We start from the raw sequence: 536 nt of genomic DNA on the forward strand, positions 1-536 counted from the left end.
GACGCCGTGATCGTCCGCGGCCCCGACACCAGCGAGGTCGGCCGCGGCCTGATCGCCTACGACGCCGAGGTCGCCGAGAAGATCAAGGGCCGCTCCTCCCCCGACGTGATGGCCATCCTCGGCATCAGCGGGCGGTCGGAGATGATCCACCGCGACGATCTGGTGATGGGCGGGTAGGGGCCTCCTCCGTCATTCCGGGTCGGTGCGCCAGCGCAGAACCCGGAATCTCGAGATTCCGGGTTCGATGCTTCGCATCGCCCCGGAATGACGTCTGGGCTGGGCCAGTGGCCGAAGCCTCGCCCCACCCGGCCGAAGCCCAGCCATACCCTCCCCGCCCTTCGCAAAAGCGGGATTTCCGTGCTAGGACACCGCCTTAGCAGAAGGTTGAAACTCCAATGGCCGCCTCCCTCAAAGCCGTCGACGGCAACGCCGATCTTCAGGCCCTGATGACCGATCTCGGAACCCGTGCCCGCGCTGCCGCGCGCGTGCTGGCGCTGGCGCCGCCGGAGCAGAAGACCCGGGCGCTCGAAGCCATG

Annotated in this window: 2 pseudogenes; both read left to right on the plus strand. The window is 68.5% G+C overall.

The annotated features are described in order from the left end of the window. Window positions 1-177 (plus strand): annotated as a pseudogene (locus MOV74_RS40055) (glutamate 5-kinase); the annotation flags it as partial. A gap of 218 nt (window positions 178-395) precedes the next feature. Further along, window positions 396-536 (plus strand): annotated as a pseudogene (gene proA / locus MOV74_RS40060) (gamma-glutamyl-phosphate reductase); the annotation flags it as partial.

It is taken from the genome of Bradyrhizobium sp. SHOUNA76, assembly GCF_023006445.1.
Classification (GTDB): domain Bacteria; phylum Pseudomonadota; class Alphaproteobacteria; order Rhizobiales; family Xanthobacteraceae; genus Bradyrhizobium.